This window comes from Acidovorax sp. LjRoot129 (assembly GCF_964253765.1).
Taxonomy (GTDB): domain Bacteria; phylum Pseudomonadota; class Gammaproteobacteria; order Burkholderiales; family Burkholderiaceae_C; genus Acidovorax.
Genome location: NZ_CAXUSE020000001.1, coordinates 1,727,985 through 1,744,716, shown reverse-complemented (window position 1 = coordinate 1,744,716; position 16,732 = coordinate 1,727,985). Strand labels below are relative to the sequence as shown.

Annotated in this window: 15 protein-coding genes; 11 read left to right on the top strand and 4 right to left on the bottom strand. The window is 63.9% G+C overall.

Annotation, left to right across the window (positions count from 1 at the left end; all coding sequences use genetic code 11):
• Nucleotides 1–88 precede the first annotated feature (88 nt).
• The 4 genes from acnB to ACSQ3Q_RS07940 form a co-directional block, all read right to left on the bottom strand.
• Nucleotides 89–2,698 carry a bifunctional aconitate hydratase 2/2-methylisocitrate dehydratase gene (gene acnB, locus ACSQ3Q_RS07955; protein ID WP_436133861.1) on the bottom strand — a complete coding sequence of 870 codons (2,610 nt, stop codon included), beginning with the start codon at nucleotides 2,696–2,698 and terminating at the stop codon, nucleotides 89–91.
• Nucleotides 2,699–2,842: 144 nt separating this feature from the next.
• Nucleotides 2,843–3,469: a hypothetical protein gene (locus ACSQ3Q_RS07950; RefSeq protein ID WP_436133860.1), complete on the bottom strand. Its 627-nt coding sequence runs from the start codon at nucleotides 3,467–3,469 to the stop codon at nucleotides 2,843–2,845.
• A gap of 37 nt (nucleotides 3,470–3,506) precedes the next feature.
• Complete coding sequence (locus ACSQ3Q_RS07945) at nucleotides 3,507–4,574, bottom strand: HpcH/HpaI aldolase/citrate lyase family protein (RefSeq protein ID WP_436133859.1); 1,068 nt, start codon at nucleotides 4,572–4,574, stop codon at nucleotides 3,507–3,509.
• Between the two features lie 14 nt (nucleotides 4,575–4,588).
• Entirely contained in the window at nucleotides 4,589–5,575 is a 987-nt protein-coding gene (locus tag ACSQ3Q_RS07940) for a malate dehydrogenase (RefSeq protein ID WP_436133858.1), read from the bottom strand.
• 214 nt (nucleotides 5,576–5,789) lie between these two features.
• Here ACSQ3Q_RS07940 and ACSQ3Q_RS07935 point away from each other — a divergent pair, with 214 nt between their 5' ends.
• The 11 genes from ACSQ3Q_RS07935 (at nucleotide 5,790) to ACSQ3Q_RS07885 (ending at nucleotide 16,680) form a co-directional block, all read left to right on the top strand.
• Complete coding sequence (locus ACSQ3Q_RS07935; RefSeq protein ID WP_436133857.1) at nucleotides 5,790–6,578, top strand: GntR family transcriptional regulator; 789 nt, start codon at nucleotides 5,790–5,792, stop codon at nucleotides 6,576–6,578.
• Between the two features lie 133 nt (nucleotides 6,579–6,711).
• A complete protein-coding gene (gene sdhC, locus ACSQ3Q_RS07930; protein WP_436133856.1) occupies nucleotides 6,712–7,146 on the top strand; it encodes a succinate dehydrogenase, cytochrome b556 subunit in 435 nt (144 codons plus the stop codon).
• 80 nt (nucleotides 7,147–7,226) lie between these two features.
• A complete protein-coding gene (gene sdhD / locus ACSQ3Q_RS07925) occupies nucleotides 7,227–7,592 on the top strand; it encodes a succinate dehydrogenase, hydrophobic membrane anchor protein (protein ID WP_436133855.1) in 366 nt (121 codons plus the stop codon).
• A gap of 32 nt (nucleotides 7,593–7,624) precedes the next feature.
• Nucleotides 7,625–9,430, top strand: a complete 1,806-nt coding sequence (gene sdhA, locus ACSQ3Q_RS07920) for a succinate dehydrogenase flavoprotein subunit (RefSeq protein ID WP_436133854.1) — start codon at nucleotides 7,625–7,627, stop codon at nucleotides 9,428–9,430.
• Nucleotides 9,431–9,455: 25 nt separating this feature from the next.
• The gene (locus ACSQ3Q_RS07915; RefSeq protein WP_436133853.1) at nucleotides 9,456–10,157 is read left to right on the top strand and encodes a succinate dehydrogenase iron-sulfur subunit; all 702 of its coding nucleotides are present in this window, start codon (nucleotides 9,456–9,458) and stop codon (nucleotides 10,155–10,157) included.
• A gap of 22 nt (nucleotides 10,158–10,179) precedes the next feature.
• On the top strand, nucleotides 10,180–10,500 hold the full coding sequence (locus tag ACSQ3Q_RS07910; RefSeq protein ID WP_436133852.1) for a succinate dehydrogenase assembly factor 2: 321 nt from the start codon (nucleotides 10,180–10,182) through the stop codon (nucleotides 10,498–10,500).
• 53 nt (nucleotides 10,501–10,553) lie between these two features.
• A complete protein-coding gene (locus ACSQ3Q_RS07905) occupies nucleotides 10,554–11,864 on the top strand; it encodes a citrate synthase (RefSeq protein ID WP_436133851.1) in 1,311 nt (436 codons plus the stop codon).
• Nucleotides 11,865–12,142: 278 nt separating this feature from the next.
• Nucleotides 12,143–12,409: a metal/formaldehyde-sensitive transcriptional repressor gene (locus ACSQ3Q_RS07900; protein WP_436133850.1), complete on the top strand. Its 267-nt coding sequence runs from the start codon at nucleotides 12,143–12,145 to the stop codon at nucleotides 12,407–12,409.
• Between the two features lie 44 nt (nucleotides 12,410–12,453).
• Nucleotides 12,454–13,572, top strand: coding sequence for an S-(hydroxymethyl)glutathione dehydrogenase/class III alcohol dehydrogenase (locus ACSQ3Q_RS07895; protein WP_436133849.1), 1,119 nt, complete (start codon nucleotides 12,454–12,456; stop codon nucleotides 13,570–13,572).
• 347 nt (nucleotides 13,573–13,919) lie between these two features.
• Entirely contained in the window at nucleotides 13,920–14,774 is an 855-nt protein-coding gene (fghA, locus tag ACSQ3Q_RS07890; protein WP_436133848.1) for an S-formylglutathione hydrolase, read from the top strand.
• A gap of 151 nt (nucleotides 14,775–14,925) precedes the next feature.
• Nucleotides 14,926–16,680 carry a phosphoethanolamine transferase gene (locus tag ACSQ3Q_RS07885; RefSeq protein ID WP_436133847.1) on the top strand — a complete coding sequence of 585 codons (1,755 nt, stop codon included), beginning with the start codon at nucleotides 14,926–14,928 and terminating at the stop codon, nucleotides 16,678–16,680.
• Nucleotides 16,681–16,732: the final 52 nt, after the last annotated feature.

Sequence of the window (16,732 nt, the reverse complement as noted above, 5' to 3'; positions counted from 1 at the left end):
TGACGGTCGTGTTCTCAAAGACCACATCCAAAAAAAACGGCCCCGAAGGGCCGCATTTTTTAGTCGGGCTCGCGCCCTGCCAACATCATCAGCACGCGACTGCCGCCGACGCAGGCGCAGCCTTGGCGGCCTCTGCGTACTCTTCGATCTGGTCGAAGTTCATGTAGCGGTACACGCTGGCCTTGTCGGCGTCGATCACGCCCATTTCCTTGAGGTACTCTTCCTTGGAAGGCAGGTAGCCCAGGCGCGAGGCGATGGCCGCCAGTTCAGCCGAGCCGAGGAACACGTTGGTGTTCTTGCCCAGGCGGTTGGGGAAGTTGCGGGTAGAGGTCGAGATCACCGTCGCGCCCTCGCGCACCTGCGCCTGGTTGCCCATGCACAGCGAGCAGCCGGGCATTTCGGTGCGCGCACCGGCCGTGCCGAAGGCCGCGTAATGGCCTTCCTTGATCAGCTCGCTCTCGTCCATCTTGGTGGGCGGTGCCACCCACAGCTTGACGGGGATGTCGCGCTGGCCGCCCAGCAGCTTGGCTGCAGCGCGGAAGTGGCCGATGTTGGTCATGCACGAACCGATGAAGGCTTCATCGATCTTGGTGCCCGAGACTTCGGACAGGAACTTGGCGTCGTCCGGATCGTTGGGGCAGCAGACGATGGGTTCCTTGATGTCGGCCAGGTCGATCTCGATCACGGCGGCGTATTCGGCGTCCTTGTCGGCTTCGAGCAGGTCGGGTTGGGCCAGCCAGGCTTCGACCTTTTCAATGCGGCGCTGCAGCGTCTTGGCGTCGGCATAGCCGTCGGCGATCATGTTCTTCATCAGAACGACGTTCGACGTCAGGTATTCCTTGATCGGCTCTGGGTTGAGCTTGATCGTGCAGCCAGCGGCAGAGCGCTCGGCCGACGCATCGGACAGCTCGAACGCCTGCTCGACCTTGAGGTCTGGCAAGCCTTCGATTTCCAGGATGCGGCCCGAGAAGGCGTTGATCTTGCCGGCCTTGGCCACGGTCAGCAGGCCTTGCTTGATGGCGTACAGCGGAATCGCATGCACCAGGTCGCGCAAGGTCACGCCAGGCTGCATTTCACCCTTGAAACGCACCAGGACGGATTCAGGCATGTCCAGCGGCATCACGCCGGTGGCGGCGCCGAAGGCCACGAGGCCGGAGCCCGCAGGGAACGAGATGCCGATGGGGAAACGCGTGTGCGAGTCGCCGCCAGTGCCCACGGTGTCAGGCAGCAGCAGGCGGTTGAGCCAGCTGTGGATCACGCCATCGCCTGGACGCAGGGCCACGCCGCCGCGGTTGGAGATGAACGCAGGCAGTTCGCGGTGCGTCTTCACGTCCACGGGCTTGGGGTAAGCCGCCGTGTGGCAGAACGATTGCATCACGAGGTCGGCCGAGAAACCCAGGCAGGCCAGGTCCTTGAGCTCGTCGCGCGTCATCGGGCCGGTGGTGTCTTGCGAGCCCACCGTCGTCATCTTGGGTTCGCAGTAAGTACCGGGGCGCACGCCCTGGCCTTCAGGCAGGCCCACAGCGCGGCCGACCATCTTCTGCGCCAGCGTGAAGCCGGCATTCGTCGCCACGGGAGGAGTCGGCAGGCGGAACACGGTGGACGCTGGCAGGCCCAGGAATTCACGGGCCTTGGCTGTCAGCGAACGACCGATGATGAGGTTGATGCGGCCGCCGGCGCGCACTTCGTCGAACAGCACGTCGCTCTTGAGCTGGAATTCGGCGACGGTGGCGCCGTTCTTGACGATCTTGCCGTCGTAGGGCAACACGTCGATCACATCACCCATTTCTAGCTTGGACACGTCCACTTCGATCGGCAGCGAACCGGAGTCTTCCTGCGTATTGAAGAAGATGGGCGCAATCTTGCCACCCAGCGTCACGCCGCCAAAACGCTTGTTGGGCACAAACGGGATGTCCTGGCCGGTGGCCCAGACGATCGAGTTGGTGGCCGACTTGCGCGAGGAACCGGTACCCACGACGTCGCCCACGTAGGCCACCAGGTGGCCCTTTTTCTTCAGGTCATCGATAAACTGCATCGGGCCGCGCTTGCCGTCTTCTTCGGGCTTGAAAGCCGCGTCAGGACGGGTGTTCTTGAGCATTGCCAGGTAGTGCAGCGGGATGTCGGGACGGCTCCAGGCATCGGGTGCGGGCGACAGGTCGTCGGTGTTGGTTTCGCCGGGCACCTTGAACACGGTGACGGTGATCTTCTTGTCGACTTCGGGGCGCGAAGTGAACCACTCGGCGTTGGCCCAGCTTTGCATCACTTCCTGGGCCTTGGCGTTGCCCGCCCTGGCCTTGGTCGCCACATCGTTGAAGAAGTCGAACATCAGGAGCGTCTTCTTGAGCGCGCTGGCAGCCACGCCCGCCACTTCGGCGTCGTCGAGCAGTTCGATCAGCGGGTGCACGTTGTAGCCACCCACCATGGTGCCGAGCAGCTCAGTGGCCTTGGCCTTGGAGATCAGGGCCACCTGGAGGTCGCCGTGCGCGACGGCGGCCAGGAAGCTGGCCTTGACCTTGGCTGCATCGTCCACGCCCGGGGGCACGCGGTGCGTGAGCAAGTCCAGCAGGAAGGCGTCTTCGCCAGCGGGCGGGTTCTTGATCAGCTCGATCACTGCAGCCACTTGCTGGGCGGTCAACGGCAGCGGCGGGATACCCAGGGCGGCGCGCTCGGCCACGTGTTCACGGTAGGCATTCAACATCATTTTTCTCCGGTTGCGTTCTATCTAAAGTGGGGCGACATGGGCCACGGCCAGCACCGTCAAGACGACAGCGCGGCGGGCCGCAGGCGGTTCAAGGCATTCGTGTTCTTGTTTTTGTCGCGAACGTCGTCGGCAGGCTTGGCCTTATTTGGAGATGGGCTCCAGCACGCTGACAGGCGGGTTCTTCTTGATGGCTTCTGCCACCAATTGCTGTTCGGGGCTCATGCATTCGTCGGCCAGGCGCTGGCCGGCTTTCTGGTTCATCAGCATGGACTTGTTGGCGATCTGCAGCCAGACCGCGCCGCCCTTTTGGTCTTCCAGGCGCACGGTGCCCGTGGTGGTGGCAACGGGCGACATGAAGTACTTGAAGCCCTTGCCTTCCACATGGAAGTGGCCCGGTGTCGCAGGCTCTGCCGTCACCGTGACGAAAGCGCCCAGCTCGCAGGGCATGCGGCCTGTGTGCACGCGGTCGGCAATGGCCAGCTCTGCGGGCGACAGTGCAGCCTCGGCAGCAATGATGCCGGCGGCCACCTGATTGGTCGCACTCTTGAGCTGCGTACGGCTGCTGGTGGGCTCGCTCTTGGCCACGGCTTTTTTGGCAGACGCCTTCTCGGAGCCCTTGGCAGACTTCGCGTCCGACTTTGCCGCAGGCTTGGCAGCAGCCTTGGCCTCAGATTTGGCCGCTGCCTTGGTTTCGGGCTTGGCAGGCGTCTGCGCCAGGGCAAGGGCGGGGGCCAGCAGCATCAGGGCAGAGGCAATAAACAATTTCATGGAAGTCCTGCGTGGGGAAATGTTGACGAATGAAAATTCACGACAAAGCGGCGGCCGGAGCGCCGAACCAATGGCGCACGGCGAGGGGAAGTGCGCGCCCTGTGCTGTGGGCGCGCTCGAGGACCTGCCAGTAAAACCGGTAGCTGGCGCGATCATGCAGCGTGCCGTTCATGCTGATCGGAGCCCAATCAGCATCAGCGGCAGCCGCTATTATTTTTGAAGCACTCTCAATATCATCCTGCTGCGGCGCAAACGCCTGCAGGATGGCGCGGATCTGTGCGGGGTGAATGCTCCACATGCGGGTGTAGCCGAGCTCGTTCGCCGCGCGGCTGGCCGCGTTTTGCATGGCGGCCGTGTCTGTAAATTCGGTCACCACACAATGCGAAGGCACCTTGCCGTGCGCGTGGCAGGCCGCGGCGATCTCCAGCTTGGCGCGCACCACCAGCGGGTGCGCAAACTGCCCCGCCGAAGTCATGCCCTGTGCAGGAATCGCACCTGCATGGGCCGACACAAAATCCATGAGTCCGAAGCTCAGGCTCTGCACCCGGGGATGGGCGGCAATTTCAAACGCCCGGTGCACGGCGGCTGGGGATTCGATGAGCACGTGGATCGGCAGTTGGGTGGAACCGGCGCGGTTGATCGCGCGCTCAGCTGCCAGAACATCGTCCACCGACTCGACCTTGGGCACCATGATGTGGCACAGCCGCTGGCCGGCCTCGCCCGCAATGGTTGCGACATCGTTTGCAAACGCGGGGTGGTCTACGGCATGGACACGGGCCGCCACGCGGGCTTTCGGGTCAGCCGACAACGCGAGCGCCGCCACCAGCCGCGCATGTTCGGCCTCCAGGCCGACGGGCGCGCCGTCTTCACAGTCCAGGGTGACATCGAACACGCAGGTACCAAATTCCTGCGTCATCTCAGCCTGCAATTGCAGGCTCTTGCGCATGCGCGCTTCAACGCCGCTGTAGTGGTCGCAGACCGGCAAAAAACCGGTCTGCGCCTGGGCGCCCAGCAACACATCGCGCGGATGGGGTAGCGCAACACCCAGCCCCTGCGCGGGGGTCTGGGCGGCCCGAAGGCCCGATGCCTGTGGCGTCGGCTGCATTGCGCTCACCTCGCTTACAGCAGGTGCTTGACGCCGTCTTGCTCGCCTTGCAACTCGGCCAGCGTGATGTTGATGCGCTCTTGCGAGAAAGCGTCGATTTCCAGACCTTCAACGATCTTGTATTCGCCGTTTTCGCAGGTGACGGGGAAACCGAACATCGTGTCCTTCGGGATGCCGTACTGGCCGTCCGAAGGGATGCCCATGGTGACCCACTTGCCGTTGGTGCCCAGGGCCCAGTCGCGCATGTGGTCGATGGCAGCGTTGGCAGCCGAGGCAGCCGACGACAGCCCACGGGCTTCGATGATGGCGGCGCCGCGCTTGCCGACGGTGGGCAGGAAGGTGTTGGCGTTCCATTCCTGGTCGTTGATCATCTTGGCGACGGACTCGCCGTTGATGGTGGCGAAACGGTAGTCGGCGTACATCGTGGGCGAGTGGTTGCCCCAGACGGTCAACTTTTCGATGTCGGCCACGGCCTTGCCGGTCTTGGCAGCCACCTGGCTGGCAGCGCGGTTGTGGTCCAGGCGCAGCATGGCGGTGAAGTTCTTGCGTGGCAGGTCAGGTGCCGACTTCATGGCGATGTAGGCGTTGGTGTTAGCAGGGTTGCCCACGACCAGCACCTTCACATTGCGGCTGGCGACGGCGTTCAGCGCCTTGCCTTGTGCCGTGAAGATGGCGCCGTTGACGGCCAGCAGTTCGGCGCGTTCCATGCCGGGGCCACGGGGGCGCGAACCCACCAGCAGGGCATAGTCGGCGTCCTTGAAGGCGGTCATCGGGTCGCCGTGGGCTTCCATGCCGGCCAGCAGGGGGAATGCGCAGTCGTCCAGTTCCATCATCACGCCCTTGAGCGCCTTCTGGGCCTTCTCGTCGGGAATTTCGAGGAGTTGAAGAATGACGGGCTGGTCCTTGCCCAGCATTTCGCCAGAGGCGATGCGGAACAGCAGGGCGTAACCAATTTGGCCAGCGGCACCAGTGACGGCTACGCGAACAGGCTTCTTGCTCATGGTGAAAACTCCAGGGAAGTGAAAAAACAGAAGGAGATGCAAACAAGCACCAGCGTCTGTTACCAGCAGCCCGTGCCCCGCAAAACAGCCTTGGAGTGTACCGCCGATTGAGCACCCCGGTCAATTTGTCTTATGTCTTATATAAGATATGATTGTGGCCTGTTTGTCGTCTGCCAGCCCCTGCCGCACCAGAGGCGAATCGCGCCCGCCCACCATGTCATCCCTCCCCTTTGCCGCCGACAACCCTGCCACGCCTCCTGGCGCCGCGGGCGGTGCCACGCCGGCCTTCAGCCCGCTGTACCAGCAGATCAAGGGGCTGATCCTTCAGAGCCTGCAGCAGGGCGAATGGAAGCCGGGCGAGGCCATTCCCAGCGAGATGGAATTGGCCGCGCGCTTTCGGGTGAGCCAGGGCACCGTGCGCAAGGCAATTGACGAGTTGGCGGCCGAAAACCTGGTGATGCGCCGCCAGGGCAAGGGCACCTTTGTCGCCACACATGCCGAGCAGCATGTGCAGTACCGATTCTTGAAACTGCTGCCCGACACCGGCGACGCCCGGGTGGAGGGTCCGGCCCAGCGCCAGGTGATCGACTGCCGCCGCGTGCGCGCCAATGCCGAAGTAGCGCGCGTGCTGGCACTGCGCACCGGCGATGCCGTGATGCAGGCGCGCCGAATCCTGGCTTTTGGCGGGGTGCCGACGATTCTGGAGGACATCTGGCTGCCGGGCCAGGCTTTCAAAGGGCTGACGGCGGACCAGCTGGCCAACTACCAGGGCCCGACCTACGCGATGTTCGAAATTGATTTTGGCGTGCGCATGGTGCGCGCCGAAGAAAAGATCCGCGCCGTGCTGCCCGATGCGGAGCAGGCCGGCCTCCTGGCTGTCACTCCCACCACCCCCCTCCTGAGCGTGGAGCGCATTGCCTACACCTACAACGATGTTCCGATGGAGTTACGGCGCGGTCTGTACCTGACCGACACCCACCATTACCGTAATGAATTGAGCTGACGGCAAGCTGGCACCCGAGTATTAATGTCGAAAATAGGGGCCGGCTCACAACCCTCTTGTTGCGTTGCAATAGAATTTTGCGTTCTTTGCATGTCCGAATTACAAAGAAGTTACATCCACGAAAGCACTCAACATGACCGAGCTCGCCAAAAAACGGCCTGAATTTCGCAACATCAATGCGTTCAAGGACCTGACCACCTACCGCATGACTGCGGCATCGTGGGTCTCGATCCTGCACCGCGGCAGCGGGCTGATCATGTTCCTGCTGCTGCCTTTCATCATCTGGATGTTCGACACGTCGGTATCTTCCGAAATCTCGTTCGCCCGCTTCTCCGCGGCGTTCAACATCGGCATCGGCTTCGTGCCCGGCTGGTTCGTCAAGCTGACGGTGCTGGCCCTGATCTGGTCCTTTTTGCACCACTTCATCGCTGGCCTGCGCCACCTGTGGATGGACGTGAGCCACGCTGCAGTGACCAAGGAATTCGGCCGCACGTCCGCCATCGCCACCCTGGTGATCAGCATCGCGCTGACGCTGGTGCTGGGCGCCAAGCTCTTCGGCTTGTACTGAACGATTGACAACCACCCCATAAAAAAAGCGGTGACCGCTGCCATTCCGCAGCAAACACCGCCGCACAAGAGGAAGCTCCCATGTCTGTTAACTACGGTTCCAAGCGCGTCGTCGTCGGCGCCCACTATGGCCTGCGCGACTGGCTCAGCCAGCGCGTCACCGCCATCCTGATGGCCCTGTTTACGCTGGCCCTGCTGGCCCAGGTGATTTTCTCCAAGGGCCCCATCGGCTACGACAAATGGGCCGGCATCTTCTCGGCCCAGTGGATGAAGGTGCTGACCTTCACCGTGATCATCTCGCTGGCCTGGCACGCCTGGGTCGGCATGCGCGAAATCCTGATGGACTACATCCAGCCTGTCGTCCTGCGCCTGGCGCTGCAGGTGTTCGTCATCGTCTGGCTGGTCGGCTGCGCCGGCTGGGGCGTCCAGGCTCTCTGGCGTCTTTGATTGATCTCCCCCGCGACTGAAGGCAAATAACAATGAGCTACACCAAAGCTAACATTTCCAAGCGCAAGTTCGACGTGGTCATCGTCGGCGCCGGCGGTTCCGGCATGCGCGCCTCGCTGGAGCTGTCCCGCGCCGGCCTGAACGTGGCGTGCCTGTCCAAGGTGTTCCCCACCCGTTCGCACACCGTGGCAGCCCAAGGCGGCGTGTCCGCTTCGCTGGGCAACATGAGCGAGGACAACTGGCACTACCACTTCTACGACACCATCAAGGGCTCCGACTGGCTGGGCGACCAGGACGCCATCGAGTTCATGTGCCGCGAAGCCGCCAATGTGGTCATCGAGCTCGAACACTTCGGCATGCCGTTCGACCGCAACCCTGACGGCACCATCTACCAGCGCCCCTTCGGCGGCCACACCGCCAACTACGGCGAAAAGCCCGTGCAGCGCGCCTGCGCCGCGGCCGACCGTACCGGCCACGCCATGCTGCACACGCTGTACCAGCAGAACGTGAAGTCCAAGACCAACTTCTTCGTCGAGTGGATGGCGCTGGACCTGATCCGCAACACCCAGGGCGACGTGGTCGGCGTGACCGCGCTCGAGCTGGAGACCGGCGACCTGTACGAACTGCACGCGAAGGCCGTGCTGCTGGCCACCGGCGGCGCGGGCCGCATCTTTGCGGCATCGACCAATGCCTTCATCAACACTGGCGACGGCCTGGGCATGGCGGCACGCGCTGGCATCCCGCTGCAGGACATGGAGTTCTGGCAGTTCCACCCCACCGGCGTGGCCGGCGCGGGCGTGCTGCTGACCGAAGGCTGCCGCGGCGAAGGCGCCATCTTGCTCAACAGCAATGGCGAGCGCTTCATGGAGCGCTATGCGCCCACCCTGAAGGACCTGGCACCGCGCGACTTTGTGTCGCGTTCGATGGACCAGGAAATCAAGGAAGGCCGTGGCTGTGGTCCGAACAAGGACTACATCCTGATGAAGCTCGACCACCTCGGCGCGGACACCATCAGGAAGCGCCTGCCATCGGTGGAAGAAATCGGCCACAACTTTGCCAACGTGGACATCACCAAGGAGCCGATCCCTGTGGTGCCCACCATCCACTACCAGATGGGTGGCATTCCGACCAACATCAACGGTCAGGTGGTCGTGCACGACGGCCAGCAGAACCAAATCGTTAACGGCCTCTACGCTGTGGGCGAATGCTCGTGCGTGTCGGTGCACGGCGCCAACCGCCTGGGCACCAACTCGCTGCTGGACCTGCTGGTCTTCGGCAAGTCGGCCGGCAAACACATCGTCAACTTCGTCAAGGGCTCGGGTGAACACCTGGCAGTGCCCGCCGACGGTGCAGAGCGCACCCTGGCGCGCCTGAACCAGCTGCAGGATTCCAACGAAGGCACCTACGCGCAGGATGTGGCCAACGACATCCGCTCCAGCATGCAACTGCACGCTGGCGTGTTCCGCACGCAGGCCAGCATGGACGAAGGCACGGTCAAGATCAACGCCATCCGCGAACGCGTGGGCGCTGTGACGCTCAAGGACAAGTCCAAGGTCTGGAACACGGCCCGCATGGAAGCACTGGAAGTGGACAACCTCATCGAAGTGGCCCAGGCCACGATGACGTCGGCCGCTGCCCGCAAGGAATGCCGCGGCGCGCACACGGTGTACGACTACGAGCACCCTGCGGACCACGCCGAGTTCCCGCTGGGCCGCAACGACAAGGAGTGGATGAAGCACACCCTGTGGCACAGCGCGAACAACAGCCTGACCTACAAGCCGGTCAACCTCAAGCCCCTGACGGTGGACAGCGTGCCTCCCAAGGTCCGTACGTTCTGATTCAGCAGCCTCACGAGAGAACCACATGAAGCGCACCTTTCAAATCTACCGCTACGACCCGGACAAGGACGCCAAGCCCTACATGCAGACCATCGAGATCGAACTCGACGGCCACGAACGCATGCTGCTGGATGCCCTGGTCAAGCTCAAGGAGCAAGACCCCACGCTGTCGTTCCGCCGCTCGTGCCGCGAAGGCGTGTGCGGCTCGGACGCCATGAACATCAACGGCAAGAACGGCCTGGCGTGCCTGACGAACATGAACACCCTCAAGGGCACCATTGTTCTCAAGCCCCTGCCCGGCCTGCCCGTCATCCGCGATCTGATCGTGGACATGACGCAGTTCTTCAAGCAGTACAACTCGATCAAGCCCTACCTCATCACGGAAGACCTGGCGCCCGAAAAGGAACGCCTGCAAAGCCCTGAAGAGCGCGAAGAGCTCAACGGCCTGTACGAGTGCATCCTGTGCGCCAGCTGCTCCACCAGCTGCCCCAGCTTCTGGTGGAACCCCGACAAGTTCGTGGGCCCTGCCGGTTTGCTGCAGGCCTACCGTTTCATCGCCGACAGCCGCGACGAAGCCACCGGTGCGCGCCTCGATAACCTTGAAGACCCCTACCGCCTGTTCCGCTGCCACACCATCATGAACTGCGTGGACGTGTGCCCCAAGGGCCTGAACCCCACGATGGCGATCGGCAAGATCAAGGAATTGATGGTGCGCCGCACCGTCTGACCCTCTCCAGAGCACCACCGCCATGTCTGAAAACTCGACCCCCGTCCTGCCGTCGCCGTCCGACGTGATGGAAGACCGCGAACGGGCCAAGCTGCATTGGCGCAGCCGGCGCGGCCTGCTGGAGAACGATCTCTACATCGAGAACTTCTTCGCACGCTTCGGGGCGGGCCTGACCTGGCGCCATGCCCACGGCATGACCACGCTGATGGACCTGGCGGACAACGACCTGCTGGATTTGCTGCTGCGGCGGCGTGAACCCGAAGGTCCCCTGGACACAGAAGAAGTACGTGAAGTACTCGGCATGCTGCGGCTCAGTGGTGGCGCAGCACGGCTACCGGCCTGACACGCAGACAAGGCCACCCCGCAATCCCGGCAACTCTCCCAAGGAAATTAACAATGAAGCTAGCTGACAACAAAGCCACCCTGTCGTTCAGTAATGGCGGCCCCAGCGTGGACCTGCCGGTCTACCAGGGCACCATCGGGCCGGACGTCATCGACATCCGCAAGCTGTATGCGCAGACGGGCATGTTCACTTATGACCCGGGCTTCCTGTCGACGGCAGCAACCCAGTCGGCCATCACCTACATCGATGGCGACAAGGGCGAACTGCTGTACCGCGGCTACCCCATTGAGCAGTTAGCTGAAAACTGCGACTTCCTGGAAACCTGCCACCTGCTGCTGTATGGTGACCTGCCCAACGAAGCCCAGAAGACCGACTTCACCAGCCGCGTGACCAACCACACCATGGTCAACGAGCAGATGCAGTTCTTCCTGCGTGGCTTCCGCCGTGACGCGCACCCGATGGCGGTGTTGACCGGCCTGGTCGGCGCCCTGTCGGCCTTCTATCACGACAGCACGGACATCAACAATCCGCAGCACCGCGAGATCGCCGCCATCCGCCTGATTGCCAAGATGCCCACCCTGGTGGCCATGGCATACAAGTACGGTGTGGGCCAGCCCTACATGTACCCGCAGAACAACCTCTCGTACGCCGGCAACTTCCTGCGCATGATGTTCGGCACGCCCTGCGAAGAGTACAAGGTCAACCCCGTGCTCGAACGCGCGCTGGACCGCATCTTCATCCTGCACGCAGACCACGAGCAGAACGCCTCGACCTCCACCGTGCGCCTGTGCGGCTCGTCGGGCACCAACCCGTTTGCCGCCATCGCTGCCGGCGTGGCGTGCCTCTGGGGCCCCGCCCACGGCGGTGCCAACGAAGCTGCGCTGAACATGCTGTACGACATCCAGGCCCAAGGCGGCGTGGAAAAGATCGGCGACTTCATCAAGCAGGTCAAGGACAAGAACTCCGGCGTCAAGCTCATGGGCTTTGGCCACCGCGTGTACAAGAACTACGACCCGCGCGCCAAGCTCATGCAAGAGACTTGCAATGAAGTGCTGGCCGAGCTGGGCCTGGAAAACGACCCCCTGTTCAAGCTGGCCAAGGAACTGGAAAAGATCGCCCTGGAAGACGACTACTTCGTGCAGCGCAAGCTCTACCCGAACGTGGACTTCTACTCCGGCATCGTGCAGCGCGCCATCGGCATCCCCGTGAACCTGTTCACCGGCATCTTCAGCCTGGCCCGCACCGTGGGCTGGATCGCCCAGCTGAACGAAATGATCGGCGACCCCGAGTACAAGATCGGCCGCCCCCGCCAGCTGTTCACCGGCTCCGACCGCCGCGACGTGCCACCACTGGCCAAGCGTTGATCGGTACGGCGCCCGGCGCCGTCCACCCCGCCCCCAAAGCCCGCTGGCAGTGCCCGCGGGCTTTTTTCATGGCGAATCAGCGCGCGGTGAGGCGACGTTGGGTGCGGCTTTGAATCACGCTTTTAACCCTTGACCAATCCATACTACCCCCTAGTAAATAGGCATTTATGGCCGCCAGCGCTTTATCCATAAGCACCATCCATCTATACTGCACCCCAGTACGTTCAATGCTCGCAAATAATCTCTGCTTCGAACCCGCCTGACGCCCCCAGCTCTCCATGCCCCACACTGCCGAAGACAAGCAACGCGCCGTCACCCGCCTGCGCCGCATCAAGGGCCAGGCCGAGGCGCTCGAGCGCGCCGTGGAAGCCGGCAGCGAATGCGCCCCCATCCTGCAGCAGCTGGCGGCCATGCGTGGCGCAGTGCACGGGCTGATGGCCGACCTGCTGGACAGCCATGTGCGCGAGATCCTTGCGGAAAAGCCCGCGCCGTCCCAACAGGCGGTGGATGAAACCCTGGCCCTGCTGCGCTCGTATCTGAAATAGACCGCCCCCTCCACACCCTGCCGATTGACTGAAAGGACCACCCCATGAAATCCCGCGCCGCCGTCGCCTTCAAAGCCGGAGAACCCCTGCAGATCGTCGAGATCGACGTGGCCCCGCCCAAAAAAGGCGAAGTGCTCATCAAGATCACCGACACCGGCGTCTGCCACACCGACGCCTTCACCTTGAGTGGGGAAGACCCCGAGGGCCTCTTCCCTGTCGTGCTGGGCCATGAGGGCGCGGGCATTGTGGTGGAGGTGGGCGAAGGCGTGACCAGCGTGAAGCCCGGCGACCATGTGATCCCGCTGTACACCGCCGAATGTGGCGAGTGCCTGTTTTGCAAGTCCGGCAAGACCAACCTGTGCGTGGCGGTGCGCGCCACGCAGGGCAAGGGCGTGATGCCCGACGGCACCACCCGGTTCAGCTACAACGGCCAGCCCATCTACCACTACATGGGCTGCTCGACGTTCAGCGAATACACCGTGGTGGCCGAGGTATCGCTCGCCAAGATCAACCCCAACGCCAACCCCGAGCAGGTCTGCCTGCTGGGCTGCGGCGTGACCACGGGCCTGGGCGCGGTCAAGAACACGGCCAAGGTGCAGGAGGGCGACACCGTGGCCGTGTTTGGCCTGGGCGGCATCGGCCTGGCCGTGATCCAGGGCGCCAAGCTGGCCAAGGCCGGCCGCATCATCGCGGTGGACACCAACCCCTCCAAGTTCGACCTGGCCCGCACCTTTGGCGCCACCGACTGCATCAACCCCAAGGACTTCGACAAGCCGATCCAGCAGGTGATCGTCGAGATGACGACCTGGGGCGTGGACCACAGTTTTGAGTGCATCGGCAACGTGAACGTGATGCGCGCGGCGCTTGAATGCGCGCACCGCGGCTGGGGCCAGTCGGTCATCATCGGCGTGGCAGGCGCGGGGCAAGAGATCAGCACCCGCCCCTTCCAGCTCGTCACCGGCCGCAAGTGGCTGGGCACGGCGTTTGGCGGCGTCAAGGGCCGCAGCGAGCTGCCGGGCATGGTCGAAGACGCAATGGCCGGGCGGATTCAGCTGGAGCCCTTCGTGACCCACACCATGGGCCTCAAGGACATCAACGAAGCGTTTGACCTGATGCACGAGGGCAAGTCCATCCGCTCGGTCGTCAAGTACGCCGCGGCCTGATCCTGCAGAGCAGCCAGCGTCTATGGCGCCTGAACGATGCCTCTACCCGTTCGGGCTGAGCCTGTCGAAGCCGTGGCGCTCCGCCTAAGCTTGTCAAAGGGTCGCGCGGCGCTTCGACAGGCTCAGCGTGAACGGTTTTTATATTCGAACGCAGATTGGAATCAGGCGCCCGAAACAACTCCACCCGTTCGAGATGAGACTGTCGAGGCCACGGCACGCCATGCCGCCAGTCCTTGACAAGTTCAGGACGACGGGTCGTTCTGAAACCGCCGGTGATTCAAGCAAAAACAGCCTCCAGCGCTTATCCATAAAGCGTTAGCCGCTATTAATTTCAGAGCAAACACCCCATGACCACTTCCCTGGACCTGCAAAACAGCCACGCCTGCTTTGGCGGCGAGCAGCGCTTTTATCAGCACGCTTCCACCGAAATCGGCCTGCCGATGAAGTTCTCGGTGTTCCTGCCGCCGCAGGCCCAGCAGGGTCCCGTGCCCGCACTGCTCTTTCTGGCGGGCCTGACCTGCACCGAAGAAACCTTCATGGTCAAGGCCGGTGCCCAGCGCCTGGCGGCCGAGATGGGCCTGGCGCTCATCGCGCCCGACACCAGCCCGCGCGGCGCCAATGTGCCCGGCGAGGCCGAGAGCTGGGACTTTGGCGTGGGTGCGGGCTTTTACCTCGACGCCACGGCCGAGCCCTGGGCGCCCCACTGGCGCATGGAAAGCTACTTGATGAACGAGCTGCTGCCGCAGGTGCTGGCACAGCTGCCGATCGACGGCGAGCGGCTGGGCATCACCGGCCATTCGATGGGCGGGCATGGCGCGCTGACCTTGGCGCTGCGCCACCCGGGCCGGTTCAAGAGCCTGTCGGCGTTTGCGCCCATTTGCGCGCCCACACAGTGCCCGTGGGGCGAAAAGGCCTTCACCGGCTACCTGGGTGCCGACCGCACGGGCTGGATCGAGCACGACGCCACCGTGCTCATGCAAAACCAGCCGCTGGCACCCTACCCCGCCGGCATCCTCATCGACCAGGGCCTGGCCGACAAGTTCTTGCCCACGCAGTTGCACCCGCATCTCTTTGAAGCGGCCTGCCAGGCCATCGGCCAGCCGCTCACGCTGCGCCGCCATGCGGGCTACGACCACGGCTACTACTTCATCCAGACCTTCATGGCCGACCACCTGGCGCACCACGCCGTCGCGCTGGCCTGAAGGGCAGGCACTGGCTGCGCCGGGGGGCACGTTCTGCACTCCAGCATGCCGGCATGCAGCCCACGCCGGGCCAGGCCCGCAGTGGCGAATACCTTCCGCGCCTGAACATCCGTTAATGCGAGGTTAAGGTTGGGCGCAGAGACTGCGCCGCATGCACACGACACTGCGGCGCCTGCTGCCCTTCGCCTTCGCCGCTCCGGCGGCACTTCCACAAACCCAAGCCAGCAATTCGCCCCGCCCCCTGCACCCGGCCTGGGTGGTGGTGCTCATCAGCGCCTGGCTGGCCACGGCCTGCAACGTGCCGCTGTGGCGCGAGGTGGCGCAGTTGCCGGGCCAGGGCAGCCTGCGGGGCTGGTTTTTTGCACTTGCGTTGGCGCTTGTCGTGGCGGCGGGCAACGCCGCACTGCTGAGCCTGCTGGCCTGGCGCTGGACACTCAAGCCCGCTGCCGCCGTACTGGTGGTGATGGCTGCGTTGGGGGCGTACTTCATGCTGGCCTACGGGGTGGTCATTGACGCAAGCATGCTCGCCAACGTGCTGCAAACCGATGTGCACGAGGCGGGCGACCTGCTCAACGCCCGCATGCTGGGCACCGTGCTGGCACTGGCCGTGCCGCCGCTGGTCTGGCTGCTGCGCCGCCCCGTGCAGCGGCTCACCCCGCTGCGCCACGCCGCGCACAACGGCCTGCTGCTGGCGGGCTCCATCGCCGTCATCGTGGTGTGCGTGCTGATGGTGTTCCAGGATTTTGCGTCCACCATGCGCAACCACACCAAGCTGCGCTACCTCATCAACCCGCTCAACAGCGTGTACGCGCTGGCCAACCTTGCCACCAAGCCCTTGCGCATGGACACCCACAAGCTGCTGCCACTGGGGCGCGACGCGCAGCTGGGCGCCAGCTACGCGGGCCAGGCCAAGCCGCCGCTGTTGGTGCTGGTGCTGGGCGAAACCGGGCGCAGCGGCAACTTCGGCCTCAACGGCTACGAGCGCCACACCACGCCCCTGCTGTCCGCACGCACCGACCTCATCAGCGCCCGCAACGCCTGGTCGTGTGGCACCAGCACGGCCGCGTCGGTGCCGTGCATGTTCTCGCACCTGGGGCGCAGCGGCTACGAGGCGCGCGAGGCCAATTTTGAGAGCCTGGTGGATGTGCTGCACCACGCCGGCCTGGCGGTGCTGTGGGTGGACAACCAGTCGGGCTGCAAGGGCGTGTGCGACCGCGTCGACGAGGTCAACACGTCGGAGTCGAAAGACGCTGCGGCCTGCCCCACCCATGGCGAATGCCTGGACCGCATCATGCTGAAGGACCTGGACGCACGCATTGCCGCACTCCCCGCCGAGCAGCGCCAGCGCGGCACCGTGGTTGTGCTGCACCAGCTGGGCAGCCACGGCCCGGCGTATGCCAAACGCTCGTCCGCCGATCTCAAGAAGTTCCTGCCCGAATGCACATCGACCGCGCTGCAGGAGTGCGAGCGCGCCCAGGTCGTGAACGCGTACGACAACAGCATCGTCGAGACGGACTACTTCCTGGATTCGGTGCTCAAATGGCTATCAGCGCAGGAAAATAAAGCGCAGACAGCTATGATTTATGTAGCAGATCATGGGGAATCACTGGGCGAGAACAACCTGTACCTGCACGGCCTGCCCTACGCTATTGCGCCCGACGTGCAAAAACACGTGCCCTGGATCACCTGGCTGTCGCCCGCCATGCAGTCGCGCACCGGCGCGCCCACGGGTTGCCTGCAGCAGGATCTGGCCGGCCGGCGCATCACGCACGACCACTACTTTCACTCGGTGCTCGGCCTCATGGATGTGAGCACCGGTGCCTACAACCCCGCGCTGGACATGTTTACAGCCTGCCGCCAGAAAGCCCAGGAGATGGCCGCCGCGCCCGCCAGCCGGAGGCTGTGAACGGGCTGGCAGGCTGTGAGGCGGCCGGCAGGCTCACGGGCCTGCCGGCGCC